Below are 24,476 nucleotides of genomic sequence, written 5' to 3'. Positions count from 1 at the left end.
ATGAGCGAAGATCGATCGAGCAACGGGCAAAAGTCCTGGCTGGGCAAATTGACCCAGGCTTTTGCCCATGAGCCGAAAAACCGCCAGGAGCTGCTTGAGCTGCTGCGCGAAGCCCACCAGAACAAACTGCTCGACAGCGAGGCGCTGACCATCGTCGAAGGCGCCATTCAGGTGGCCGACCTGCAAGTGCGCGACATTATGGTCCCGCGCTCGCAGATGATCAGCATCAAGGCCACGCAGTCGCCACGCGAGTTTCTCCCGGCGATAATCGATGCTGCGCACTCGCGCTACCCGGTTGTGGGTGAGAGCCATGATGATGTTCTTGGCGTACTGCTGGCCAAAGACTTGCTGCCGTTGATCCTCAAGGAAAACGGCGACAGCTTCAACATCAAGGATCTTCTGCGCCCGGCCACCTTCGTGCCCGAGTCCAAGCGCCTTAATGTGCTGCTGCGCGAATTCCGCGCCAACCACAACCACATGGCCATTGTTATCGATGAGTACGGTGGCGTGGCAGGCCTGGTCACCATCGAAGACGTGCTTGAGCAGATCGTCGGCGACATCGAAGACGAGCACGATGTCGAGGAAGACAGCTACATCAAGCCGCTGCCAAGTGGCGACTTCCTGATCAAGGCGCTGACCCCTATCGAAAACTTCAACGAGTTCTTCGACAGCCAGTTCTCCGACGACGAATTCGACACCGTGGGCGGTTTGGTGATGAGCGCTTTCGGCCATTTGCCCAAGCGTAACGAAACCACCGAAATCGGGCCGTACCGATTCCGCATCCTCAATGCCGATAGCCGCCGGATCCACCTGCTGCGACTGACACCTATCTCCCGTTAAGGACAACCATGCGCTGGATCACCCGCCCCGGCTGGCCCGGTAACCTGCTGGCCGTGGCGGCCGGTGCAATCACCACACTAGCCCTGGCGCCATTCGATATCTGGCCGCTGGCACTGCTGGCGGCCGGGCTCTTCTATCTCGGTTTGCGCGAACTGACGCCTCGTCAGGCCCTGGGCCGTGGCTGGTGCTTCGGCTTCGGCTTATACGCCGCAGGAACCAGCTGGATTTACGTCAGTATCAACACCTACGGTGGTGCGACGCCAATTCTGGCCATCGGCCTACTCGTGGCGTTCTTTGCTGCAATAGCCTGGTTTTTCGCCCTGCCAGCCTGGATATGGGCGCGCTGGCTGCGCCGCAATGAAGCCCCCCTGGCCGATGCCCTGTGCTTCGCCGCTCTGTGGGTGGGCCAAGAGGCGTTTCGCGGCTGGTTCCTGACCGGTTTCCCATGGCTCTATTCCGGTTACAGCCAACTCGACGGGCCGTTGTCTGGTCTGGCGCCAGTGGGTGGCATATGGCTGATTTCCTTCTGCCTGGCGCTGACCGCGGCACTGCTTTGCAACCTGTCGCGCTTGCGTGCACGTAAATCGTTCCTGGCCGCGGCCATCGTTCTGTTGCTGGCACCTTGGGGTGCGGGCCTGGCGCTCAAAGACCACGCCTGGACTCAGCCAGCTGGCAAGCCTCTGACCGTTGCGGCCCTGCAAGGTAATGTCGAGCAGGAATTGAAATGGAACCCCGAGCACGTCAACGCCCAATTGGCGCTGTACCGGGACATGAGCTTCAGCTCCAAGCCTGTCGATTTACTGGTCTGGCCAGAAACCGCCGTACCGATTCTGAAGGACCAGGCCCAGGGCTACCTGGACATGATGGGCAGCTTCGCCGCCGACCGTCATTCGGCGCTGATCACTGGCCTACCGATCAGGGAAGTAGTGCATCAACAGCGCCGCTACTACAACGGCGTCACCGTAACAGGTGAAGGCGACGGTACCTACCTCAAGCAGAAATTGGTGCCGTTCGGTGAGTACGTGCCGCTGCAGGACATGCTTCGCGGTGTGATCGCCTTCTTCGATCTGCCCATGTCGGACTTTGCCCGTGGTCCTGAAGACCAGCCACTGCTGCAGGCCAAGGGTTATCAGATCGCCCCGTACATTTGCTACGAAGTGGTCTACCCGGAGTTCGCCGCAAGCCTTGCCGCCCGTAGCGATATCCTCCTGACCATCAGCAATGACACCTGGTTCGGCACCTCGATTGGCCCGCTGCAGCATTTGCAGATGGCGCAGATGCGCGCACTAGAGGCAGGCCGCTGGATGATCCGTGCCACCAACAACGGCGTCACCGGCCTGATCGATCCATTCGGGCGCATCACCGCGCAGATTCCGCAGTTCGAGCGCGGCATTCTCTACGGTGAAGTGGTTCCGATGCAGCAGCTTACGCCGTATCTGCAGTGGCGCTCCTGGCCACTGGTGATTGTCAGCGTACTGCTGTTGGGCTGGGCCCTGCTGGCCAGCCGGATCGCCAAGACCGTCTAGTAGAACAGCCGATAACCGAGCAGGCCAACTGCTTCATTAAGCAGTTGGCCGTTCTGCCACATTGCCTTGCTTTCCGGCAGCCAACCGCCAAATGGTCGAGCATGATCACGACCCAGGAAGCCGACCGGCGCCGGCACCACCGCAAAACCCGCCTGCTCGAAACTCCAGCGCGAACGCTGCATGTGCCAGGCCTGGGTCACAACAACTACCCGCGTAATACCTTGGGGCAACAGAATTCCTGCGCTCATTTGCGCATTCTCCCACGTGGTACGGCTGCCCTCCTCCTTCCAGCGCACGCTGACACCCAGGTCGCGCTGCAGCGCCTCGGCCATCAATTGCGCCTCACTGGGCGGGGTGCCGTAGTGCAAACCACCACTGGTCAGCAATGGCAAACCCGACGCCTTGGCCAACTGCGCGGCATAGCGCATACGCTCCATGGCAACCCCTGTAGGCTGGTCACTGCCCCAGGCCGGATCCCCACGCTCTCGCCCCGCCCCCAGGATGACAATGGCATCGGCATGCTCAGCCAGGCTCGCCCACTGTTCATGGCTCAAGGCAGGTTCAGTTTCCAGCAGTCGCGCAGAACGCTCGACGACGATCGGCAGGCTCATCACCCACAAGCCACCCAACCCCAGAACAAAGCACAGCGCAGACAACCGCGGCCAGGAACGGCGCAGCCACCAGGCTGCGATCAGCAACAGGAACAGTACGCCGGGCGGCAGGATCAGTTGTTTGATCAAGTATCGAATAGGCACAGGTCACCTCCATGGAGGTGCGCAGCCTAAGAGGATCGGCACCTGGCAACAATAGTCAGGTGCCGATCATCCTGGTTTTTCGAAGGGGGCGCACTCCGCATTGCGCCTGGGACCCGAGCGGCTATTTGAACTGCGCCGCCCTGGATTTTGCCGTCGTGGTGGAGCGGGTCTTGTCCTTGAGCCAGACAACTCTGGCCGTAGACGGCGGCTCCGGTGGTAGCTGTGCGCCGGCGCATCCATGCCTAGCCCCTGGAAGGGAATCCAGATAGGCTTTGATTACATCGAATTCAGCGCGGCTAAGGCCACGCAATTCCAATTCAGCAGGCACTTCATCGCGTAGCCGAACGGAGGTTCTGGCGACATCCAGAGCAAGCCCTAAACGATCGATCAGCCGTTCGTAAAGCTCAGGTTTCGTTGCTTGTAACTGCGACTCTCCCATCCGTTCACCTCATTGAAGATAAAATATCTCCCCCCACAAGTGAGCTTAGCGTCACTCGCAAAAGCAGCCGATCGCTGCGACCAACGGCCCGCAGCGGCTCTGGCAGTGCAATCAGGGTTTCCCTCGGTGGACAGCGGTCATGTATGCTAGGTCGTTCACCCTTTTGACACCGGATTGCCGATGCAGCGGTTTTCCCGCTGCCTGGATAAGGTCTCCCATCTCTAAGCGCAAAGTAGCCATGCACGAACTCTATCAGCCCCGTGAAATCGAAGCCGCCGCCCAATCGTACTGGGACGAGCAAAAGTCTTTTGAAGTCAGTGAACAGCTAGGCAAGGAATCGTACTACTGCCTATCGATGTTCCCGTACCCGAGCGGCAAGCTACACATGGGCCACGTGCGCAACTACACCATTGGCGACGTCATTGCCCGTTACCAGCGCATGCTGGGCAAGAACGTCCTGCAACCAATGGGCTGGGACGCCTTCGGCATGCCGGCTGAAAACGCCGCGATGAAAAACAACGTCGCGCCGGCCAAGTGGACGTACGAAAACATCGACTACATGAAGACCCAGCTCAAGAGCCTGGGCCTGGCCTTCGACTGGTCGCGCGAAGTCACCACCTGCAAGCCTGATTACTACCGCTGGGAACAGTGGCTGTTCACCCGCCTGTTCGAAAAAGGCGTGATCTACCGTAAAAACGGTACCGTGAACTGGGACCCGGCCGACCAGACCGTGCTGGCCAACGAGCAGGTTATCGATGGCCGCGGCTGGCGTTCGGGCGCGCTGATCGAGAAGCGCGAAATCCCGATGTACTACTTCAAGATCACCGACTACGCCGACGAGCTGCTGGAAAGCCTCGACGAACTGCCGGGTTGGCCTGAACAGGTCAAGACCATGCAGCGTAACTGGATCGGCAAGTCCCGCGGCATGGAAGTACAGTTCCCGTACGATCAGGCCAGCATCGGCCACGCCGGGGCGCTGAAGGTTTTCACCACCCGTCCGGACACCCTGATGGGCGCCACCTACGTGGCCGTTGCAGCCGAGCACCCTCTGGCTACCCAGGCTGCTCAGGGCAACCCGCAGTTGCAAGCCTTCATCGATGAATGCAAAAGCGGCAGCGTTGCCGAAGCCGACGTCGCCACCCAAGAGAAGAAGGGCCTGGCCACTTCGCTGTTCGTCGAGCACCCTCTGACCGGTGAAAAACTGCCGGTATGGGTCGCCAACTACGTACTGATGCACTACGGCGACGGCGCAGTAATGGCTGTTCCCGCCCACGACGAGCGTGATTTCGAGTTCGCCAAAAAGTACAACCTGCCGCTCAAGGCCGTGGTTCGCACCAGCCTGGGCGATGAAGTGGCTACCGAGTGGGATGCCGCCTGTGGTGAACACGGCGTGCTGATCAATTCCGGCGAGTTTGACGGCCTGGACTTCCCGGGCGCGTTCGACGCCATCGAAGTCGCGCTGATCAAGAAAGAGCTGGGCAAGTCGCGCACCCAGTTCCGCCTGCGCGACTGGGGCATCAGCCGCCAGCGCTACTGGGGCTGCCCAATCCCGATTGTCCACTGCCCATCCTGCGGTGATGTACCGGTGCCTGAAGATCAGTTGCCGGTCATCCTCCCGGAAAACGTGGTACCGGACGGTGCAGGCTCGCCACTGGCACGCATGCCTGAGTTCTACGAGTGCAGCTGCCCGAAATGCGGCACGCCAGCCAAACGCGAAACCGACACCATGGACACCTTTGTCGAGTCGTCCTGGTACTTCGCTCGCTACGCCTCGCCAAACTACGAGGGCGGCCTGGTCGATCCAAAAGCAGCCAACCACTGGCTTCCGGTAGACCAGTACATCGGTGGTATCGAACACGCCATCCTGCACCTGCTCTATGCACGCTTCTTCCACAAGCTCATGCGTGATGAAGGCCTGGTGACTTCCAACGAGCCATTCAAGAACCTGCTGACCCAGGGCATGGTCGTCGCCGATACCTACTACCGCGTCGCCAGCAACGGCGGCAAGGACTGGTTCAACCCGGCTGACGTAGAAGTAGAACGTGACGCCAAGGCCAAGATCATCGGCGCCCGCCTGAAAACCGACGGCCTGCCTGTCGAGATCGGCGGCACCGAGAAGATGTCCAAGTCCAAGAACAACGGCGTTGACCCGCAGGCGATGATCGAAGCCTACGGTGCCGACACCTGCCGACTGTTCATGATGTTCGCGTCGCCACCCGACATGAGCCTGGAATGGTCCGACTCCGGCGTCGAAGGCTCCAACCGCTTCCTGCGCCGCGTCTGGCGCCTGGCTCAGGCCCATGTCACTCAAGGCCTGCCGGGCAAGCTGGATATCGCTGCGCTGGACGACGATCAAAAAGTGATTCGCCGCGCCATTCACGCAGCCATCAAACAGGCCAGCACCGATGTCGGCCAATTCCACAAGTTCAACACCGCCATCGCCCAGGTGATGACCCTGATGAACGTGCTGGAAAAAGCCCCGCGAGCCAGCGAACAGGACCGTGCCCTGGTACAGGAAGGCCTGGAAACCGTCGCCTTGCTGCTGGCACCGATCACCCCGCACATCAGCCATGAGCTGTGGCATCGCCTGGGTCACCAGGGCGCAGTCATTGACGCCGGCTGGCCGGCAGTAGATGAAAGCGCCCTGGTCCAGGACAGCATCGTGCTGGTCATCCAGGTCAACGGCAAATTGCGTGGTCAAATCGAAATGCCGGCTGCAGCAAGCCGCGAAGAAGTCGAAGCCGCTGCCCGCAGCAACGAAAACGTGCTGCGTTTCACCGAAGGCCTGAGCATCCGCAAGGTCATCGTGGTACCGGGCAAGCTGGTTAACATCGTCGCCAACTGACAGGAAAACCGGCCCGCCTGAACAGCGGGCCGGTACACAGAATCGGCCCACAAGGGAGCAACAAGATGATCAAACGCAATTTGCTGGTAATGGGCCTGGCGGTAATGCTCAGCGCCTGCGGTTTCCAGCTGCGTGGTACTGGCACCAGTGAACTGAGCATCAAGGAACTGGACGTAAGCGCACGCAACGCCTATGGCGAAACCGTGACCCAACTGCGTCAGGCCCTGAAAAACAGCGGCGTGAACGTCTACACTGGCGCACCGTACAAGCTGGTCTTGACCAACGAAGCCGAAACTCAGCGCGCAGCCACCTACACGGGCGGTTCGGGCAGTGCCGAGTATGAGCTGACAACAGTGCTCAGCTACAGCATCAATGGCCTCAATGACACCAACTTGCTCAGCGACAAGCTCGAAGTGCGCAAGATCTACGTGTATGACGGCAACAACATCACCGGTGGTGACCAGGAAGCTTCGCAAACCCGCGAAGAAATGCGCCGCGACCTGGTGCAGAACATGCTGGTACGCCTGCAACTGTTGACCCCAGCCCAGCTGGACCAACTGCAAGTGGAAGCCGACGCACGCGCCAAGGCTGAAGCCGATGCCCTGGAAGCGGCCCGCCGCGCCCAGGACGAAACGCCCCAGCAGTCGCCACTGCAACTGCCCGTCAACTGAGTCTGAACGGGGCACTTCGGTGCCCCGCCTGCCGCCATGAAACTCGCCCCCGCCCAGCTCAACAAACACCTGCAAGGAAACCTCGCACCGGTCTATGTGATCAGTGGCGATGATCCATTGCTGTGCCAGGAAGCCGCAGACGCCGTGCGTGCTGCTGCGCGCCAGCAAGGGTTCGATGAGCGCCAGGTGTTCAGTGCCGATGCCAACTTCGACTGGGGCACTCTGCTTCAGGCCGGCGCCAGCTTGTCGCTGTTCGCCCAGCGCCGCCTTTTGGAGCTGCGCCTGCCTTCGGGCAAGCCCGGTGACAAGGGCGCCGCAGCATTGATCGAGTATTGCTCACGCCCCGCTGAAGACACCTTGCTACTGATCAGCCTGCCCAAGCTTGATGGCAGCGCGCAGAAGACCAAGTGGGGCAAGGCGCTGGTCGAGGGCCAGCAGGTTCAGTTCATCCAGATCTGGCCTGTAGACACCCAGCAGTTACCTCAATGGATCAATCAGCGCCTGGCGCAGGCTGGACTGTCGGCCCAGCGTGATGCCGTGGACCTGATTGCGGCGCGGGTGGAAGGCAACCTGCTGGCAGCGGCGCAGGAAATCGAAAAGCTCAAGCTGCTGGCCGAAGGCAACCAGATCACTGTCGAGACCGTCCAAGCCGCGGTGGCCGACAGTGCTCGCTTTGACGTTTTCGGTCTTGTCGATGCCATCCTCAATGGCGAAGCTGCGCATGCCCTGCGCATGCTCGAAGGCCTGCGCGGCGAAGGTGTCGAACCACCCGTAATTCTCTGGGCCCTGGCCCGGGAACTGCGCTTACTGGCTGGCCTGTCCCAGCAATACAGCCAGGGCGTGCCGCTGGACAAAGCGTTCAGCCAGGCGCGACCGCCGGTCTGGGACAAGCGCAAGCCGCTCATGAGCAAAGCACTGCAACGCCACTCGGCGCAGCGCTGGAGCCAACTGCTGCAAGATGCCCAGCGCATTGATGCGCAGATCAAAGGCCAGGCCCAAGGCTCCCCTTGGACCAGCCTGAGTCGATTGTCGCTACTGATGGCCGGGCAGCGCTTGCCACTACCAGCAGAGTGACATCAATCCTGCCCTGCAGGAGCAGGCTTGCCCCGCAACACGTTCGCCCCTATATTGCCCCCCAAGCCCACCCCCCAAAGGATTTCTGCCATGAGCAAAAAGTCCCGGCCCAACAAGGCCAAATCAATCATCGCCCAGCCTCTGTTCCGCAGCCGCCAGGAACGACCAGGCAAAGGCAAAGGCAGCTACCGCCGCGAAGCCTTCCAATCGAGAGATTGGGAGGCTTCTTACTTTTTGGTTGCATAAAAGCAAGATTTCGACAGGCATGGTATGGTCGGCACCTGACCTGAAATACCTGGAACTGTGCATGCCCTTTTGTCTTTCCCGTCGCTGGCAGCCTCGCCAGCTGATTGCTGCCTCCAGCCTCATCCTGCTTGTCGCCTGCGCGGAAAAACCCACCGCCGCCGATGCGCTACCGCTGGCCCCTGCCCAGCCGGCACCGGTTGTAACCGTGCCGAATCCGGCCGTCGACACCAGCACCGAAATTCAACCGTTACAAACCTTTGCCCAATGGCAAGCGGGCTTCCGTCAGCAGGCCCTGCAGGCGGGCATCAACCCCAGCACGTTTGACCGCGCCTTCCTCGGCGTCACGCCCGACATGGACGTGATCAAGGCCGACCGCAGTCAGCCAGAATTTACCCGGCCCGTGTGGGAATACCTCGACGGCGCGCTCTCACCCCTGCGCGTACGCAACGGCAAAAGCCTGCTGGGTAAAAACGACGAGTTGCTGGGCCAGATCGAACAACGCTATGGCGTAGACCGCAACGTACTGGTCTCGGTATGGGGGATGGAAAGCAACTTCGGCCAGTTCCAAGGCAGCAAATCGGTGATCCGCTCCCTGGCAACCCTGGCCTACGAAGGCCGGCGCCCCGCCTTTGCCCAGGCGCAGTTGATTGCCGCACTGCAGATTCTGCAGAACGGCGACATCCAGCCTGACGCGATGAAAGGCTCATGGGCCGGTGCCATGGGGCAAACCCAGTTCATCCCCACCACCTACAACACCCATGCCGTGGACTTTGACGGTGACGGGCGCCGGGATATCTGGAGCAGCTCTGCCGACGCCCTGGCCTCCACCGCCCACTATCTGCAAAGCTCGGGCTGGAAACGTGGCGAGCCCTGGGGCTTTGAAGTGCAATTGGCGCCAGGCTTCGACTACTGGTTGGCCGACGGTGCGCAACGCAAGACGGTTTCAGAGTGGATGCAACTGGGTCTGAAACTACCGGTCGGCACTACCCTGCCAGCCGGTAGCGAACAGCTGTCTGCTGCCCTACTGCTGCCGGCAGGCTACCGCGGCCCGGCGTTCCTGGTGCTGGATAACTTCCGCGCCATCCTCAAGTACAACAACTCGTCCTCGTACGCCATGGCGGTCGGCCTGCTTAGCCAGCGCTTCGAAGGCTCCGGCTACATTGCGGGCAGTTGGCCCAAGGATGACCTGCCTCTGAGCCGTAGCGAGCGCGTCGACTTGCAGACGCTGCTTAGCGCCAAAGGCTACGACGCCGGTAGCGCCGACGGTATCATCGGCGCCAATACCCGCAAGGCCATCCGCAACGCCCAGCAGGCAATGGGCTGGCCGGCTGATGGCTACCCGACGCATAAGCTGCTGGAAAGCCTGCGTCAGCGTTGACTCTTGAGCGCGGGGCAAGCCCACTCCTACAGAGCTTATCCAACTCTACGGGAGTGGGCTTACCCCGCGATTGCAATCAAGCAAACAAATCTTGCGTCAGACGCAAACAGCGCTGATCCGCATCCAGGTACACCTGCGCTCCCAGCGGCAAGGTGATATTGGGGTCGCAATGACCACTGCGCCATCCCGCCAACACAGGAACCTGCAACGGCTCGAAGATCTCCCGCAATAGCGGTGTGAGCATCTGCACGGTCAACCCGGCAAAGTCCCCGACCAGCACCCCGCGCAGCCCTTCGAACTTGCCCGCCAGGCGCAGCTGGGTGAGCAGCCGGTCGATGCGGTACAAGGGCTCGTTGACGTCTTCGATGAACAGGATTCCCTCTCGGCAATCAAATTCAGCGGGTGTGTTCAAGGTTGCGCAAAGCATGGCCAGATTACCGCCCACCAAGCGCCCTGAAGCCGCGCCTGGGAGGACTGCGGTCAAAGGATGGCTCTGTGGATGTTCCAGCTCGTCACCACGCTTCAAACGCCCGGTGAGCTGTTCGAAAAGAGAAGGCACAGTCGGCGCCTGCTTGTTTGCCAACAATTCAGACTTGAGCATCGCCCCGTGGAAGGTCACGAAGCCGGCATGCCGGGCAATCGCACTGTGCAGCGCAGTGATGTCGCTGTAGCCGACAAAGGGCTTGGGGTGTTTGCGCAGCAATGCGTAATCGAGCTTATCGAGCAAGCGCATGCATCCGTAGCCACCACGCAGGCAGATGATTGCATCGACATCATCGGCAGCGAAGGCCGCATGCAGATCCGCCAGGCGCACGGCATCGTCGCCGGCAAGATAACCTTGTGCCTCAGTCACTCCGGGATAAATACGGCACTGATAGCCGCGTGCTTCGAACCATAGAATGGCTTTCAACGTGTCGATCTGGGCCGGCCCCGCCGGGGCAATGATCGCGATACGGCCATTGCTCGCCAGTGCTGCAGGCAGCCTGGAATCAGCCCTACACGCATCCGCATGATGATCTAAAACAGCGTTCACCCAGACAGCTCCTTATCTGAATTTGGCCTTCGACTCTAGCGCGGTTCACTCACGAGTTTAAGGCGCAAAAGTCCCACAAACAAAAATGCCGATGCCGCTTACAAGCAGGCATCGGCATTGTTCGAAGCCGGGATCAGAGCTTGATCTTGGCCTCATGCGCCTGCTGGTCGGCGTGGTACGAAGAACGTACCAAAGGTCCGGAAGCGACGTTCTTGAAGCCCATCTTCAGGCCTTCCTCGGCGAACCAGGCGAAGGTGTCTGGATGGACGAAACGCTGTACCGGCAGGTGGCTGCGCGATGGCTGCAGATACTGGCCCAACGTCAGCATGTCGATGTTGTGCTCGCGCATGCGCTGCATCACCTCGATCACTTCTTCGTCGGTTTCGCCCAGGCCCAGCATCAAGCCGGACTTGGTCGGAACATGCGGTACCAGCTCCTTGAACTTCTGCAACAGGGTCAGCGACCACTGGTAGTCGGAGCCAGGACGTGCGGCCTTGTACAAACGTGGCACGGTTTCCAGGTTGTGGTTGAACACATCCGGTGGTGTCTCGGCGGTGATCGCCAAGGCTACGTCCATCCGACCACGATAGTCCGGCACCAGGGTTTCCAACTGGACGCCCGGCGACAGCGCGCGAATTTCACGGATGCAGTCGGCAAAGTGCTGGGCACCACCGTCACGCAAGTCGTCGCGGTCCACCGAAGTGATCACCACGTACTTCAAGCGCAGGTCGGCAATGGCGACGGCGAGGTTCTTCGGCTCGTCCACATCCAAAGGTTTCGGGCGACCATGACCAACGTCGCAGAATGGGCAGCGACGGGTGCAGATGTCACCCATGATCATGAACGTGGCGGTGCCGCCGGAGAAACACTCACCCAGGTTCGGGCAAGACGCTTCTTCGCAGACGCTGTGCAGCTTGTGCTTGCGCAGCAATTGCTTGATACGGTCGACTTCCGGCGAAACCGGGATCCGCACGCGGATCCAGTCGGGTTTCTTCGGCAATTCGTCGGTAGGAATGATCTTTACCGGGATACGCGCGACTTTTTCCGCGCCACGCAGTTTGACGCCCGCCTCGACCTTCGGCCGGGGCGCTGGAGTCACGCTTTGCACTGGTTCTTGCACAACAGTAGTCATATTCAGAAGATTCCGCCCGTAAGGGTCGTCTGCTCAGCATAGTCGAGGTGCTTGACCAGCTGCCCGCGCAGCCTTGCCCTTACCTCAGAGAGTTCGATCGAGCCTGCCTGGTCGCGCAGCTGGGTCATGGCCAGCCCCGCATACCCGCAGGGGTTAATCCGGCGGAATGGCGCAAGGTCCATGTCCACGTTCAAGGCAAGGCCATGAAAAGAACAGCCATTGCGAATCCGCAGGCCGAGGGAGGCGATCTTGGCTCCATCGACATAGACACCCGGGGCATCGGCCTTGGCCGCTGCCTCGACGTCGTAACTGGCCAGCAACTCGATCAGGCAGCGCTCCATCCGGGAAACCAGATCACGCACACCAAACCCGAGCCGGCGAACATCCAACAATAAATAAGCCACCAGTTGGCCAGGACCATGATAGGTCACCTGGCCACCACGATCGGTCTGCACGACCGGGATATCCCCCGGCACCAACAGGTGCTCGGACTTGCCTGCCTGGCCCTGGGTGAACACCGCCGGGTGCTCTACCAGCCAGACTTCGTCACCGGTTTCAGGACCACGCTGATCGGTAAACCGGCGCATGGCCTCGAGCACCGGCTCGTATGGCAACAATCCCAAATCGCGAAAGCCGAGGCTTTTCGACATCAGAGCACCATTTTCACGATGCCGGTGGCACGCAGCGCGCTATTGATGTTGTGCAACTGGTCTTCGCCAGTGGCAACAATGTGCAATTGCACAGTGGTGTACTTGCCTTCCTTGCTCTGACGTTCAGCCAGGGTCTTGAGATCGACCTCGGCGTACTTCTTCAGAATTTCGATTACCGTGTCTTTGAAATTGACCACGGTGTCACCGATGACCTTGATCGGGTAATCGGCGCAAGGGAATTCGATTTTGTGCGATTTGTCAGCTTCAGTCATGGCAGTAACGGCCTCGTAAGCCGTGGCAACAACAACACCCCCGCGTGAGTTGGCGGGGGCGTGGCAGGTCACGATATCAGTTGAACAGCCCGTAGAAGAATAGACGAATGCTATCCCACACACGGCCGAAGAAACCAGCTTCCTCAACGGCGTCCAGCGCGATCAGATCAGCACTGTGTACAACGTTGTCATCCAGTTTGACTTCCACTTTACCGATCACGTCACCTTTGGCGATGGGTGCGGTCAATTGTGGGTTCATGGTCATGCTTGCAGCCAGCTTCTTCAATTGGCCTTTAGGCAAAGTCATGGTCAGGTCTTGCGCCAGACCGGCCTTGACCTGGTTGGCCGCACCCTTCCATACCTGCGCCTGAGCAAGCTCGGTGCCCTTCTGGTAGAAGGTCTGGGTTTCGAAGAAACGGAAGCCATAGGTCAGCAGCTTCTGGGTTTCAGCAGCACGAGCCTGCTCGCTGTTGGTACCGAAAACCACGGCGATCAAACGCATGCCGTCACGTACTGCCGAAGACACCATGCAATAGCCGGCTTCGTCGGTGTGGCCGGTTTTCAGGCCGTCGACGGTCTTGTCGCGCCACAGCAGCAGGTTACGGTTAGGCTGCTTGATGTTGTTCCAGAAGAACTCCTTCTGCGAGTAGATCGCATAGTGAGCCGGATCTTCGTGGATGATCGCGCGCGCCAGTACGGCCATGTCGTGAGCCGACGAGTAGTGCTCTGGGTTTGGCAGGCCCGTCGGGTTCATGAAGTGGCTGTTGGTCATGCCCAGATCAGCAGCAGTCTTGTTCATCATGTCGGCGAAGGCGTCTTCGCTGCCGGCGATGTGCTCGGCCAGCGCGACACTGGCGTCGTTACCCGACTGAATGATGATGCCGTGCAGCAGGTCGCTGACGCTGACCTGGGTACCGACCTTGATGAACATACGCGAACCACCGGTACGCCAGGCGTTTTCGCTGACGGTAACCGGGTCGTTCTCACCGATCTGCCCGCGACGGATATCCAGGGTCGCGATGTAGGCGGTCATCAGCTTGGTCAGACTGGCCGGCGGCAAACGCTCGTCACCATTGTTCGCGACCAGGACATTACCGCTGGAAGCTTCCATGAGCACGTAGGACTTGGCTGCCAGTTGCGGCGGCGACGGCATCATCTGCTCTGCCGCGAAGGCAGCAGGGGTGATCATCAGCGGTACAAGCAGGCAAAGGCGTTTGGCAAAGCTGGTTATGTTCATCCGTCTCTCGAAATGGCTAATGAGCTCATGCCCATAGGGGCAAAATGTCTTCAGGCACTGGGCCTTGCGAGCAAAACGACCATTGTACATGGCTGCTCTGCTCGCTTGCATGACAAACCGACCAGTCCCCCCGGTCAGTCTGCCGTCACAACTTTCGGCTGGCCAAGATTGGCCAGACGCACACTGTCCTGCATCTGCTGGGCTTCGCCCTGGCTATTGATCGGCCCCAGGCGCACCCGGTGCAGGGTCTGCTGATTGCGCACAATCGAACTGATGAAAACCGGCGCACTGACCATGCTACTCAACTTGGAGCGCAATAACTCGGCTGCGTCCGGGTTGGCAAAAGCGCCGACCTGCAAGTAAAGACCATTACTGGCCTGGGCGTTGTTGCTGGCTACCTGCAAAGGCACCACTGCCGCAGCATGTTGTTGTGGCGGTGGCGTCCATTGTTCGACGGTACCCGTGCTGGCAGACAAGGCCTGGGTTTGCGCAACCTGCGGCTGGTCCAGCACCATCGGCGCGGGCTGGCCACGCTGGGCCCACCATTGTTTCGGGTCGATGCCCTCGACGCGCACCCGCGCCGTGCCGGTTTCGGCATAACCAAGTTTTTTCGCGGCAGCATAAGACAGGTCAATGATCCGGTCCGAATAGAACGGCCCGCGATCGTTGACGCGCAAAACCACGCTGCGGTGGTTGTCGAGGTTGGTCACCTTGACGTAGGCCGGCAGTGGCAAGGTCTTGTGTGCAGCGCTCATGCCGTAGAGATCGTAGACCTCGCCGTTGGCGGTGTTCTGCCCGTGGAACTTGGTGCCATACCACGAAGCGGTACCTTCAGCGCGGTAATTGCGCGACTCCTGGATCGGGAAATAGGTCTTGCCCAGCACCGTGTACGGGTTGGCTTTGTAGTTACCGGTGTGCACGGTCGGCGTGGCATCGGGGATCTTGGAGACATCGACATCCCACCACGGCGCGCCATCCTTGTGGGCCCGGTTGATGTCCAGGCCCGGCTTGGCGCGCACCACATTATTGGTGCTTTGCGGGGCTGGCTTGCTCGAAGAGCAACTGGCCAGCATCAGGCCCAGGGCTGCACAACCGATCAGTTTCAGAGATGTATCAGAAAACAATACGCGCATTACTTGGCGCCCCGTGCTTGAACCAGCAGGTCCGATAGCTGATGTACCGCCATCGCGTACATTACGCTGCGGTTGTAGCGAGTGATCGCGTAGAAGTTTTTCAGGCCCAGCCAGTATTCAGGGCCGTTCTCACCTTCAAGCCGGAAAGCGGTGACCGGCAGATCATCGCGCAGCGCATCATGACTTGACCAGCCCAGTGCCCGCAACTCTGCAACTGTCTTGACCGCCTCGATTCCCGGGGTCAGCCCCTCATCGACACGCTCGCCACTGACAGTGGCGCGGCTTACGACCTGCTCACCGGCGACCCATCCATGACGCTTGAAGTAGCTGGCAACGCTGCCGATGGCATCGTCCGGGTTGTTCCAGATATTGATGTGGCCATCGCCGTCAAAGTCCACGGCGTAGGCGCGAAAGCTGCTCGGCATGAATTGCGGCAAACCCATGGCACCGGCGTAAGAGCCCTTCAGGGTCAGCGGATCGACCTGCTCTTCCCGGGCCAGCAACAGGTACTCACGCAATTCTTTGCGGAAGAAGTCGGCACGCGGTGGGTAATCGAAGCCCAAGGTGGAGAGCGCGTCGATTACTCGGTAATTGCCGGTGTTTCGACCAAAAAAGGTTTCAACGCCAATAATCGAAACGATCACCTGGGCCGGAACACCGTATTCCTGTTCGGCACGTGCCAATGTCGCCTCATGCTGACGCCAGAAATCCACCCCACGCGCCACACGGGCATCGGTGAGGAACATCGGGCGATAGTCTTTCCAGGGTTTTACCCGCTCGGCCGGACGAGAGATGGCATCGAGGATCGACTGCTTGCGCTTGACCTCGCGAAACACGTCCATCAATTGTTCATCGGCAAAACCGTAGTCGCGAGTCATCTGGGCGACGAACTCGGCTACCTGAGGCGATCCGTCATAGTCCCCGGCCGACGCTTGCTGGACACCACCGAGCAGACCTAGCAGGCCAACCCAGGGCATACAACGAGCAGCCCAGCCACGCATTGCTTGCATTTAATTCTTCACCTTATTCAAACCTGCGCAATCCATTTGCGATGCGTATGGATCGACATTAAAACTCCAAACGCTGACAGCAGCGTCACCAACGAAGTTCCACCATAACTAATGAAGGGCAGCGGCACGCCCACAACCGGCAACAGGCCACTGACCATACCGATATTGACGAATACATAAACGAAAAAAGTCATCGTCAAGCTGCCAGCCAGCAACTTGCCGTAGAGGGTTTGCGCCTGCGCGGTAATAACCAGGCCACGACCGATCAACAACAGGTAGATGAGCAGCAGCGCACAGATACCCACCAGGCCAAACTCTTCGCCCAGCACGGCGATGATGAAGTCAGTGTGGCTTTCCGGGAGAAAGTCCAGGTGCGACTGGGTCCCCAGCAGCCAACCCTTGCCAAACACCCCACCCGAGCCAATGGCTGCTTTGGACTGAATGATGTTCCAGCCGGTGCCCAAGGGATCGCTTTCCGGATCGAGGAAGGTCAGGACCCGCTGCTTCTGGTAGTCGTGCATGACAAAGAACCACATGGCCACCGCCACCGGCACCGCTGCAGCGATTACGCTGAGAATCCAGCGCCAGCGCAGCCCTCCCATGAACAGTACGAAAGCGCCTGAAGCGAGGATCAGCAAGGCGGTGCCCAGATCGGGCTGACGCACGATAAGAATGAACGGCACGCCAATCATGATCAGACTGATCATTACATGCTTCAGGTGCGGCGGCAGTGAGCGCTTGGCCAGGTACCAGGCAATGGTCGCCGGCATGATGATCTTCATGAATTCCGAAGGCTGGAAGCGGATCACCCCGGGAATGTTGATCCAGCGTGTAGCCCCCATGGCGTTATGGCCCATGACGTCGACGACCACCAGCAGGATAACCCCACAGATGTACGCCAACGGCACCCAACGCGCCATGAACCGCGGCTCCAACTGGGCAATGACGAACATCGAGACCAGGCCGATGCCAAAAGAGCTGGCCTGCTTGAGCAGCAAATCCCAGTTCTTGCCGCTGGCCGAATAAAGCACGAACAGGCTGCCAGCCGCCAGGGTCAGCAGCAGGATCAGCAAGGGGCCGTCGATATGGATGCGCTGAAGGAAGCTGGCGCGACGGCGCATCACATCCTCACTGGAGAGCATGCGATCGAAATTACTCATCACGGGGCCGGTTCCTGAGCGATGGACGGGTTGGCGTATTCAGGTTTCAGGCGGCCGTCGGGACCCAGCAGCCAGGCATCCATGACCTGCCGCACCACGGGTGCAGCAACACCAGAGCCAGACTCACCGTTCTCGACCATCACCGATACCACGATCTTCGGATTGTCTGCCGGGGCGAAACCAACGAACAGGGCGTGGTCGCGGTGACGTTCCTGAAGCTTGTTGCGGTCGTACTTCTCGCCCTGCTTGATCGCCACCACCTGGGCGGTACCACTCTTGCCGGCGATCCGGTACTGGGCACCGATGGAAGCCTTGCGTGCAGTACCCCGGGCACCGTGCATCACCTGCTCCATGCCGTGGGTGACCTTGTTCCAGTCGGACTTGTCACGCAGGACGATGTCTTCCATCGGGTTTTCATCCACAGGTGGCAAACCCTCTATGGTCTTGGCCAGGTGCGGACGGTTCCACTTGCCCTTGCTGGCAATCAGCGCAGTTGCCTGGGCCAATTGCAACGGTGTGGTCTGCATGTAGCCCTGGCCGATACCAAGAATCAGGGTTTCGCCCGGGAACCAGGCCTGACGACGGGTCGCACGCTTCCATTCGCGCGAAGGCATCAGCCCCGGTGATTCCTCGAACATGTCCAGCGAGACCTTCTGACCAATACCGAAGCGATTCATGTAGGCCGACAGGCGATCGATGCCCATCTTGTGCGCCAAGTCGTAGAAGTAGGTGTCGTTGGAACGCATGATCGCGGTGTCGAGATCGACCCAGCCGTCACCGCTACGGTTCCAGTTACGATACTTGTGATCGTAATTGGGCAGTTGGTAGTAGCCAGGGTCGAACACCCGGCTCGACGCCGTGACCACGCCGCTGTCGAGCCCGGCGATGGCCACTGCCGGTTTGATCGTCGAGCCTGGTGGGTACAGTCCGCGCAGCACACGGTTGAACAGCGGTCGATCGATTGAATCGCGCAATTCGGCGTAGGCCTTGAAACTGATGCCCGTCACGAACAGGTTAGGATCGAAACTCGGCTGGCTGACCATCGCCAGGACCTCACCCGTATTCGGATCGAGAGCCACAATGGCGCCACGGCGACCGGCCAGCGCAGTCTCGGCGGCTTCCTGCAACTTGATGTCCAGGCTCAGAACGATGTCTTTGCCTGGAATCGGGTCAGTACGCTTGAGCACTCGCAACACGCGGCCGCGGGCGTTGGTCTCGACCTCTTCATAGCCGACCTGACCATGCAGTTCGGGCTCGTAGAAGCGTTCCACCCCGGTCTTGCCGATATGATGGGTGCCGCTGTAGTTGACCGGATCAAGGGTCTTGAGCTCTTTCTCGTTGATTCGCCCGACATAGCCGACCGAGTGAGCGAAATGCGCACCCTGAGGGTAATGCCGTACCAACTGGGCCACCACCTCAACCCCGGGGAGGCGGAATTGATTGACCGCAATGCGGGCAATCTGCTCCTCGGTGAGTTCGAACAGAATAGGTACCGGTTCGAACGGCCGACGCCCCTGACGCATACGCTTCTCGAAGAGGGTACGGTCGTCCGGGGTCAATTCCAGCACTTCGACGATCACATCGAGCACCTGCTGCCAATCCCCGGAACGCTCGCGGGTCATGCTCAAGCTGAAGCTTGGCCGGTTATCGGCGATGATCACCCCATTACGATCGAAAATCAGCCCACGCGTAGGCGGAATCGGCTGCACGTGCACCCGGTTATTTTCCGACAAGGTCGAGTGGTACTCGTACTGGATCACCTGCAGGTAATACAGGCGAGCGATCAGCACGCAGATCAGCAGGACGATTGCCACGGCACCGACCACGACGCGACTGCGCACCATACGGGCGTCTTTCTCGTGATCCTTGAGGCGAATCGGCTGCGTCATTGAAAGGCTTACAGGTCTATTTGTGGTAAGGGTGCCCGGACAGCACGGTCCAGGCGCGGTACAGCTGTTCGCCGATCAGTATCCTTACCAATGGGTGCGGCAGGGTCAGCGGCGACAGCGACCAGCGCTGTTCGGCCCGCGCACAGACTTCCGGCGCCAGCCCTTCCGGGCCGCCGACCATAAAGTTCACCGTGCGTGAGTCCAGCCGCCAGCGGTCGAGCTCGACCGCCAGTTGCTCGGTACTCCAGGGCTTGCCATGGACCTCCAGGGTGACAATCCTTTCCCCTGGCTGGACCTTGGCGAGCATAGCCTCACCCTCCTGACGAATCAGGCGAGCGACATCGGCATTTTTGCCCCGGGTATTGAGCGCAATTTCCACCAGCTCAAGCGAAAGCTCCGAGGGCAGGCGCTTGGCATATTCATGCCAACCGTCCTCGACCCACTTGGGCATGCGCGAGCCGACCGCGATAAGACGCAGACGCACGAGCCTTCCTTATTCCCGGTCTTTGAGATTGTCGGAGTAGGCGTGGGTGTTTTCCGGGCTGTGGTGCTTGCCATCGGCGGCGCGGCTTTGCTCGGCACCCATCCACAGACGCTCAAGGTCGTAGAACTGACGGGCTGCGGCAGTCATCATGTGCACGATAACGTCGTTGAGGTCGAGCAGGACCCAGTCGCTGTCGCCCTTGCCTTCTTCGCCCAACGGCTGAATGCCCTTGGCCTTGACCTGCTCGCGAACCTTTTCCAGCATCGCCGAGATCTGGCGGTTGGAGGTACCGGTGGCAATGATCATGTAGTCGGTCAGACTGTGCTTGTCGCGCACGTCAATGACCTGGATGTCCTGGGCCTTGACGTCTGCCAGGGCGGCCTTGGTCAGTTCGACCAGTTCTTCGGCACTTACGGCACTGTGTTTTTGCTTGGTCATATAAAACTCATTCAACTCAATAGTGTGAGGCGCTTCGCAGCACCTTCAGTTCGGCGCACGGTACAGGTTGTGCGCATCGATGTAGGCCAGTACTGCGTCCGGCACCAGAAACCGCACCGACTTGCCGCTGGCCAGCAGCTGTCGGATCTGCGTGGCTGACACCGCAAGCGGCGTCTGCCAGACGAATGCAATATTTCCCGCTGGCCCAACCAGGGCCTGCGGGTCACTGACTGAGCGTGCGGCCAACAGGTTGCGCAGGGCATCCGGTGGCTCGACGTCGGCATCCGGGCGTTGCAGTACCAGGATGTGACAGTGTTGCAGCAATTCTTCCCAACGATGCCAACTGGGCAGGCCGCAAAATGCATCCCAACCCAGTAGCAGAAACAGTTGATCCGTAGCGGCCAGTTCAGCACGCATCAGCTCTAGTGTCTCGATGGTATACGACGGCGTGTCGCGCGCCAGTTCGCGCGCATCCACCGACAATGTCGGCACGCCTTCCACCGCACAGCGGACCATCGCCAGACGGTCCTGCGCCGATACCTGCGGCGTATTGCGGTGTGGCGGGCGAGCATTGGGCATCAGCCGCAGCTCGTCCAACGCCAGTCCTTCGGCCACCTCGAGCGCACTGCGCAAGTGACCGATGTGCACCGGGTCGAATGTCCCGCCGAGCACGCCAATGCGCCGGGCGGTCGACATCGTCATGACTGGGGCGAGCGGTTTGCGCTCAGCCAAGTCAGATCGACTCCTGTCCACGCAGTTGACCGTCACCGATCACTACGTATTTTTCGCAGGTCAGGCCTTCCAGGCCGACCGGGCCGCGAGCATGCAGCTTATCGGTGGAAATACCGATCTCTGCGCCCAGGCCGTATTCGAAACCGTCTGCAAAGCAGGTTGGGGTGTTGATCATTACCGAAGAGGAATCGACCTCGGCGGTGAAGCGCCGGGCCTGGCCCTGGTGTTCGGTAACGATGGAATCGGTGTGGTGCGAACCGTAGCGGTTGATGTGCTCGATAGCCTGGTCCAGACCGTCTACCACGCGAATCGACAGGATCGCGGCGAGGTATTCGGTGTTCCAGTCTTCTTCAGTGGCCGGCAGCGCTTCGATAATTTCGCGTGTGCGCTCGCAACCACGCAGTTCGACACCTTTTTCCCGAAATTGACTCGCCATTTCCGGCAGGAAGTCCGCGGCGACCCGCTGATCGACCAGCAAGGTTTCCATCGCACCGCAAATGCCATAACGGTAGGTCTTGGCGTTGAAAGCGATGCGCCGGGCCTTGTCCAGCTCGGCATGTTCGGCGACATAGACGTGACAGATGCCGTCCAGATGCTTGATCACCGGCACACGCGCATCACGGCTGACCCGCTCGATCAGGCCTTTGCCGCCTCGCGGTACGATCACATCGACGTACTCCGGCATGCTGATCAGCGCACCTACTGCTTCACGGTCGGTAGTTTCTACCACCTGCACAACCGCCGCGGGCAGGCCGGCTTCGGCCAGGCCGCGCTGGATGCAGGCAGCAATGGCACGATTGGAATGAATCGCTTCGGAACCGCCGCGCAAAATAGTGGCATTGCCCGACTTCAAGCACAGGCTGGCCGCATCGATGGTCACATTTGGGCGTGATTCGTAGATGATCCCAATCACCCCCAGCGGTACGCGCATCTTGCCGACCTGGATACCCGATGGCCGGTAGCTCATGTCACGAATGGCACCGACCGGATCAGGAAGACTGGCCACCTGGCGCAAGCCGACGATCATGCTGTCGATGCGCGCAGGCGTCAGCGCCAGGCGCTCGAGCATGGCAGCTTCCAGTCCGTTGGCGCGGCCAGCGGCCAGATCCAGTTCGTTGGCCGCGGACAATTCGTCGCGAGCAGCGTCCAGCGCATTGGCAGCAGCCTGCAGGGCGCGATTTTTCTGCGCGGTGCTGGCACGACCGATGACGCGAGAAGCCTCGCGGGCAGCGCGACCCAGGCGGGTCATGTAGTCAAGAACGGACTCAGTCATGGGCTCAGTGGTCTTGGCGAAGGGGAAAATCGGCTGAGTATAACTGTCACGCCGCCCGACGCCCAGCGGTGACAGGCGGATGGTCGAAAACACTTATACAAAACCTGTAGCAGTGGGCTCGCCTCGCGCTGCCAGATGGCCGGGGACCAGCGACCGTTGCGCAGCTCACCGCCGGGCAAGCTCGCTCCAAGCCGGGAAGAAATTGCTATTATCGGCCACTAACTACTGCGAAACCGCCAGCATGCCCGACTCCGCCCCCTGCCCGCCCCGGGCCTTGCCCGACAGCTTCTTCGACCGCGACCCGCAGGAACTGGCCAAGGCATTGCTGGGCAAGGTCATCCGCCACCGTCATGGCCCTTACTGGCTATCGGCGCGAATCATTGAAACCGAGGCCTACTACCTCAGCGACAAAGGCAGCCACGCATCGCTGGGTTACACCGAGAAGCGCAAGGCGCTGTTCCTCAATGGCGGGCACATCTACATGTACTATGCTCGCGGCGGTGATTCGCTGAACTTCAGCGCTCACGGGCCCGGCAACGCTGTACTGATCAAATCAGCCTTTCCATTTGTCGACGCAATCTCCGACGACAACAGCCTGGCACAAATGCAGCTGAACAACCCCGACGCCAGCGGCGAGCCGCGCCCAGTCGAGCGCCTGTGCGCCGGGCAGACCCTGCTATGCAAGGCCCTGGGCCTGAAGGTACCGAACTGGGATGCCAAACGCTTCGATCCTGAACAACTGTTCGTCGAAGACTGCGGTATCAATGTGAAACACATTATCCAGACAACCCGCCTAGGCATTCCCACTGGCCGCGATGAACATCTGCTGTTTCGTTTCGTTGACGCCGACTTTGCCCGCCAGTGCACACGGAACCCGCTGCGCCGGGGGCAAGTCGAAGGCCGGGACTATTTTTTACTGACACAAGGAAACTGACACGATGGGCCAATGGCTCGACAGCCTTACCGGTTGGCTAGGTGCCAACCCGCAATGGCTAGGCTTGGCGATTTTTCTGGTGGCCTGCGTGGAATGCCTAGCGATCGCCGGCATCATCGTGCCCGGCACGGTGTTGCTGTTCGCCGTGGCCGTATTGGCCGGCAGTGGCGCTCTGTCGCTGGGTGAAACCCTGCTGCTGGGATTCTTTGGCGGCCTGCTGGGTGACGCCATCTCTTATACACTGGGGCGCAAGTTCCATCAGAACATCCGCCGACTACCGCTATTGCGCCATCACCCGGAATGGATCGGCGGCGCAGAAAGCTATTTCCAGCGCTACGGAATCGCCAGCTTGTTGGTCGGTCGCTTTATCGGGCCGCTACGGCCCATGCTGCCGATGGTCGCCGGCATGTTCGACATGCCCCTGCCACGCTTTATTGCCGTCAGCCTGCTGGCTGGCGCCGGATGGTCGGTGGCCTACCTGCTACCCGGCTGGGCGACAGGTGCGGCGATGCGCCTGCCGCTGCCCGAAGGCTTCTGGCTCGATGCCGGGATGATTTCTGCCGGCCTGGCATTGCTGGTGGGTGTGAGCATCAACTGCAGTCTGCGCAGCATGCGTTACGGCACCCGGGTAATTGCCGCGCTCAGCCTGGTGGCACTGGCAGCCTTGTTTCTCGGTTGGCCATACCTGCACGAGTTCGACCAGGGCTTGATGACCCTGATCCAGGAGCATCGCAGCACCTTCATCGATGGCAGCGTGGTACTGATCACGCGCATGGGTGATTTTCGCACCCAGTTCATCCTTGGCGGGCTGTTGACCGGGTTATTGCTATTGGCGCGACAATGGCGACCAGCGATTTTTGCCGGCGTTACGCTGATTGGTACGGCACTGGCCAATGGCAGCCTGAAATGGCTGTTTGCCCGCGCCCGCCCAGAGGTCTTGAGCGATCCGTTGACAACTTACAGTATGCCCAGTGGCCACAGCTCGGCAGCATTTGCGTTCTTCCTGGTGCTGGCGGTACTGGCAGGACGCGGCCAACCGGCGCGCATGCGACTGACCTGGATTTTGCTCGGCTGCTTGCCGGCATTGGCGATTGCACTTTCTAGGGTGTATCTGGGTGCGCATTGGCCAACCGATATTCTCGCTGGCGCCATGCTTGCCTGCTGCATCTGCGCTACCAGCCTGACCCTGATCCAGCGCCGCGAGCCTCTTACCGCCCTGCCGTTGAAGGTCTGGTGGCTGATTCTGCCGGCGTGTGTCGCCTTGCTGGCGTTCTTCAGCCTGCATTCGCTGCCACACGCCCTGCTGCGCTACCAATACTGACGGA

At 60.2% G+C, this 24,476-nt stretch carries 24 protein-coding genes; 9 read left to right on the top strand and 15 right to left on the bottom strand.

Going from position 1 to position 24,476, the window contains the following annotated elements; translation table 11 throughout:
- Positions 1-840 (top strand): HlyC/CorC family transporter, encoded by an 840-nt coding sequence (locus D3Z90_RS03040; RefSeq protein ID WP_136474347.1) that lies wholly within the window; start codon positions 1-3, stop codon positions 838-840.
- An 8-nt stretch (positions 841-848) separates the two neighbouring features.
- The gene (gene lnt, locus D3Z90_RS03035; RefSeq protein ID WP_136474346.1) at positions 849-2,366 is read left to right on the top strand and encodes an apolipoprotein N-acyltransferase; all 1,518 of its coding nucleotides are present in this window, start codon (positions 849-851) and stop codon (positions 2,364-2,366) included.
- On the opposite strand, the gene D3Z90_RS03030 is transcribed toward lnt, so the two are convergent.
- On the bottom strand, positions 2,363-3,121 hold the full coding sequence (locus tag D3Z90_RS03030; RefSeq protein ID WP_136474345.1) for a YdcF family protein: 759 nt from the start codon (positions 3,119-3,121) through the stop codon (positions 2,363-2,365). The two genes, lnt and D3Z90_RS03030, sit on opposite strands and share 4 nt — an antisense overlap.
- A gap of 121 nt (positions 3,122-3,242) precedes the next feature.
- Positions 3,243-3,560 carry a hypothetical protein gene (locus D3Z90_RS03025; RefSeq protein ID WP_136474344.1) on the bottom strand — a complete coding sequence of 106 codons (318 nt, stop codon included), beginning with the start codon at positions 3,558-3,560 and terminating at the stop codon, positions 3,243-3,245.
- A 238-nt stretch (positions 3,561-3,798) separates the two neighbouring features.
- Between D3Z90_RS03025 and leuS the strand changes: the two genes are divergently transcribed.
- The 5 genes from leuS to D3Z90_RS03000 all read left to right on the top strand — a co-directional run bounded on the left by leuS (position 3,799) and on the right by D3Z90_RS03000 (position 9,774).
- Positions 3,799-6,405 carry a leucine--tRNA ligase gene (leuS, locus tag D3Z90_RS03020; protein WP_136474343.1) on the top strand — a complete coding sequence of 869 codons (2,607 nt, stop codon included), beginning with the start codon at positions 3,799-3,801 and terminating at the stop codon, positions 6,403-6,405.
- Between the two features lie 65 nt (positions 6,406-6,470).
- Positions 6,471-7,076, top strand: a complete 606-nt coding sequence (gene lptE, locus D3Z90_RS03015; RefSeq protein ID WP_136474342.1) for an LPS assembly lipoprotein LptE — start codon at positions 6,471-6,473, stop codon at positions 7,074-7,076.
- 36 nt (positions 7,077-7,112) lie between these two features.
- Positions 7,113-8,150, top strand: coding sequence for a DNA polymerase III subunit delta (gene holA, locus D3Z90_RS03010; protein ID WP_136474341.1), 1,038 nt, complete (start codon positions 7,113-7,115; stop codon positions 8,148-8,150).
- A gap of 90 nt (positions 8,151-8,240) precedes the next feature.
- Positions 8,241-8,396, top strand: coding sequence for an alternative ribosome rescue factor ArfA (arfA, locus tag D3Z90_RS03005; protein ID WP_136474340.1), 156 nt, complete (start codon positions 8,241-8,243; stop codon positions 8,394-8,396).
- Between the two features lie 61 nt (positions 8,397-8,457).
- A complete protein-coding gene (locus D3Z90_RS03000) occupies positions 8,458-9,774 on the top strand; it encodes a lytic murein transglycosylase (protein WP_136474339.1) in 1,317 nt (438 codons plus the stop codon).
- Positions 9,775-9,850: 76 nt separating this feature from the next.
- Here the strand turns inward: D3Z90_RS03000 and D3Z90_RS02995 are convergent, their stop codons facing one another.
- The 13 genes from D3Z90_RS02995 to D3Z90_RS02935 form a co-directional block, all read right to left on the bottom strand.
- Positions 9,851-10,807 carry an LD-carboxypeptidase gene (locus tag D3Z90_RS02995; protein ID WP_136474338.1) on the bottom strand — a complete coding sequence of 319 codons (957 nt, stop codon included), beginning with the start codon at positions 10,805-10,807 and terminating at the stop codon, positions 9,851-9,853.
- Between the two features lie 133 nt (positions 10,808-10,940).
- Positions 10,941-11,939: a lipoyl synthase gene (gene lipA / locus D3Z90_RS02990; RefSeq protein ID WP_136474337.1), complete on the bottom strand. Its 999-nt coding sequence runs from the start codon at positions 11,937-11,939 to the stop codon at positions 10,941-10,943.
- A 2-nt stretch (positions 11,940-11,941) separates the two neighbouring features.
- Entirely contained in the window at positions 11,942-12,589 is a 648-nt protein-coding gene (lipB, locus tag D3Z90_RS02985; protein ID WP_136474336.1) for a lipoyl(octanoyl) transferase LipB, read from the bottom strand.
- Positions 12,589-12,861, bottom strand: a complete 273-nt coding sequence (locus D3Z90_RS02980) for a DUF493 domain-containing protein (RefSeq protein ID WP_038606559.1) — start codon at positions 12,859-12,861, stop codon at positions 12,589-12,591. The genes lipB and D3Z90_RS02980 overlap by 1 nt, the downstream gene beginning before the upstream one ends.
- 76 nt (positions 12,862-12,937) lie before the next feature.
- Positions 12,938-14,098: a D-alanyl-D-alanine carboxypeptidase family protein gene (locus tag D3Z90_RS02975; RefSeq protein ID WP_136474335.1), complete on the bottom strand. Its 1,161-nt coding sequence runs from the start codon at positions 14,096-14,098 to the stop codon at positions 12,938-12,940.
- A 134-nt stretch (positions 14,099-14,232) separates the two neighbouring features.
- Positions 14,233-15,231 (bottom strand): septal ring lytic transglycosylase RlpA family protein, encoded by a 999-nt coding sequence (locus tag D3Z90_RS02970; protein ID WP_136474334.1) that lies wholly within the window; start codon positions 15,229-15,231, stop codon positions 14,233-14,235.
- Positions 15,231-16,241 (bottom strand): lytic murein transglycosylase B, encoded by a 1,011-nt coding sequence (mltB, locus tag D3Z90_RS02965; protein ID WP_136474333.1) that lies wholly within the window; start codon positions 16,239-16,241, stop codon positions 15,231-15,233. The genes D3Z90_RS02970 and mltB overlap by 1 nt, the downstream gene beginning before the upstream one ends.
- Before the next feature lie 17 nt (positions 16,242-16,258).
- Positions 16,259-17,362 carry a rod shape-determining protein RodA gene (rodA, locus tag D3Z90_RS02960; RefSeq protein WP_168198505.1) on the bottom strand — a complete coding sequence of 368 codons (1,104 nt, stop codon included), beginning with the start codon at positions 17,360-17,362 and terminating at the stop codon, positions 16,259-16,261.
- 38 nt (positions 17,363-17,400) lie between these two features.
- Complete coding sequence (gene mrdA / locus D3Z90_RS02955) at positions 17,401-19,290, bottom strand: penicillin-binding protein 2 (RefSeq protein WP_136474331.1); 1,890 nt, start codon at positions 19,288-19,290, stop codon at positions 17,401-17,403.
- Positions 19,291-19,306: 16 nt separating this feature from the next.
- Positions 19,307-19,774, bottom strand: coding sequence for a 23S rRNA (pseudouridine(1915)-N(3))-methyltransferase RlmH (gene rlmH / locus D3Z90_RS02950; protein ID WP_136474330.1), 468 nt, complete (start codon positions 19,772-19,774; stop codon positions 19,307-19,309).
- A 9-nt stretch (positions 19,775-19,783) separates the two neighbouring features.
- Entirely contained in the window at positions 19,784-20,212 is a 429-nt protein-coding gene (rsfS, locus tag D3Z90_RS02945; protein WP_136474329.1) for a ribosome silencing factor, read from the bottom strand.
- Between the two features lie 45 nt (positions 20,213-20,257).
- Positions 20,258-20,914, bottom strand: a complete 657-nt coding sequence (gene nadD / locus D3Z90_RS02940) for a nicotinate-nucleotide adenylyltransferase (protein WP_371922238.1) — start codon at positions 20,912-20,914, stop codon at positions 20,258-20,260.
- Positions 20,915-20,945: 31 nt separating this feature from the next.
- Positions 20,946-22,217, bottom strand: a complete 1,272-nt coding sequence (locus D3Z90_RS02935; protein ID WP_136478862.1) for a glutamate-5-semialdehyde dehydrogenase — start codon at positions 22,215-22,217, stop codon at positions 20,946-20,948.
- 241 nt (positions 22,218-22,458) lie between these two features.
- Here D3Z90_RS02935 and D3Z90_RS02930 point away from each other — a divergent pair, with 241 nt between their 5' ends.
- Both D3Z90_RS02930 and D3Z90_RS02925 read left to right on the top strand, forming a co-directional pair.
- Positions 22,459-23,151 (top strand): DNA-3-methyladenine glycosylase, encoded by a 693-nt coding sequence (locus D3Z90_RS02930; protein ID WP_136474328.1) that lies wholly within the window; start codon positions 22,459-22,461, stop codon positions 23,149-23,151.
- A 4-nt stretch (positions 23,152-23,155) separates the two neighbouring features.
- Entirely contained in the window at positions 23,156-24,472 is a 1,317-nt protein-coding gene (locus D3Z90_RS02925; protein ID WP_136474327.1) for a bifunctional DedA family/phosphatase PAP2 family protein, read from the top strand.
- The last annotated feature ends 4 nt before the right edge of the window (positions 24,473-24,476 follow it).

The organism is Pseudomonas sp. DG56-2 (assembly GCF_004803755.1).
Classification (GTDB): domain Bacteria; phylum Pseudomonadota; class Gammaproteobacteria; order Pseudomonadales; family Pseudomonadaceae; genus Aquipseudomonas; species Aquipseudomonas auratipiscis.
The sequence above is the reverse complement of the archived record's forward strand: the minus strand, read 5'-3'. Positions and strand labels throughout refer to the sequence as shown.

Excerpts from the sequence above, each read along its gene's own strand:
- D3Z90_RS03040 (WP_136474347.1), top strand. The coding sequence starts at position 1 with ATGAGCGAAGATCGATCGAGCAACGGGCAAAAGTCCTGGCTGGGCAAA.
- lnt (WP_136474346.1), top strand. The coding sequence starts at position 849 with ATGCGCTGGATCACCCGCCCCGGCTGGCCCGGTAACCTGCTGGCCGTG.
- D3Z90_RS03025 (WP_136474344.1), bottom strand. The coding sequence starts at position 3,560 with ATGGGAGAGTCGCAGTTACAAGCAACGAAACCTGAGCTTTACGAACGG.
- leuS (WP_136474343.1), top strand. The coding sequence starts at position 3,799 with ATGCACGAACTCTATCAGCCCCGTGAAATCGAAGCCGCCGCCCAATCG.
- lptE (WP_136474342.1), top strand. The coding sequence starts at position 6,471 with ATGATCAAACGCAATTTGCTGGTAATGGGCCTGGCGGTAATGCTCAGC.
- holA (WP_136474341.1), top strand. The coding sequence starts at position 7,113 with ATGAAACTCGCCCCCGCCCAGCTCAACAAACACCTGCAAGGAAACCTC.
- arfA (WP_136474340.1), top strand. The coding sequence starts at position 8,241 with ATGAGCAAAAAGTCCCGGCCCAACAAGGCCAAATCAATCATCGCCCAG.
- D3Z90_RS03000 (WP_136474339.1), top strand. The coding sequence starts at position 8,458 with ATGCCCTTTTGTCTTTCCCGTCGCTGGCAGCCTCGCCAGCTGATTGCT.
- lipA (WP_136474337.1), bottom strand. The coding sequence starts at position 11,939 with ATGACTACTGTTGTGCAAGAACCAGTGCAAAGCGTGACTCCAGCGCCC.
- lipB (WP_136474336.1), bottom strand. The coding sequence starts at position 12,589 with ATGTCGAAAAGCCTCGGCTTTCGCGATTTGGGATTGTTGCCATACGAG.
- D3Z90_RS02980 (WP_038606559.1), bottom strand. The coding sequence starts at position 12,861 with ATGACTGAAGCTGACAAATCGCACAAAATCGAATTCCCTTGCGCCGAT.
- D3Z90_RS02975 (WP_136474335.1), bottom strand. The coding sequence starts at position 14,098 with ATGAACATAACCAGCTTTGCCAAACGCCTTTGCCTGCTTGTACCGCTG.
- D3Z90_RS02970 (WP_136474334.1), bottom strand. The coding sequence starts at position 15,231 with ATGCGCGTATTGTTTTCTGATACATCTCTGAAACTGATCGGTTGTGCA.
- mltB (WP_136474333.1), bottom strand. The coding sequence starts at position 16,241 with ATGCAAGCAATGCGTGGCTGGGCTGCTCGTTGTATGCCCTGGGTTGGC.
- rodA (WP_168198505.1), bottom strand. The coding sequence starts at position 17,362 with ATGCGCCGTCGCGCCAGCTTCCTTCAGCGCATCCATATCGACGGCCCC.
- mrdA (WP_136474331.1), bottom strand. The coding sequence starts at position 19,290 with ATGACGCAGCCGATTCGCCTCAAGGATCACGAGAAAGACGCCCGTATG.
- rsfS (WP_136474329.1), bottom strand. The coding sequence starts at position 20,212 with ATGACCAAGCAAAAACACAGTGCCGTAAGTGCCGAAGAACTGGTCGAA.
- nadD (WP_371922238.1), bottom strand. The coding sequence starts at position 20,914 with ATGACGATGTCGACCGCCCGGCGCATTGGCGTGCTCGGCGGGACATTC.
- D3Z90_RS02935 (WP_136478862.1), bottom strand. The coding sequence starts at position 22,217 with ATGACTGAGTCCGTTCTTGACTACATGACCCGCCTGGGTCGCGCTGCC.
- D3Z90_RS02930 (WP_136474328.1), top strand. The coding sequence starts at position 22,459 with ATGCCCGACTCCGCCCCCTGCCCGCCCCGGGCCTTGCCCGACAGCTTC.
- D3Z90_RS02925 (WP_136474327.1), top strand. The coding sequence starts at position 23,156 with ATGGGCCAATGGCTCGACAGCCTTACCGGTTGGCTAGGTGCCAACCCG.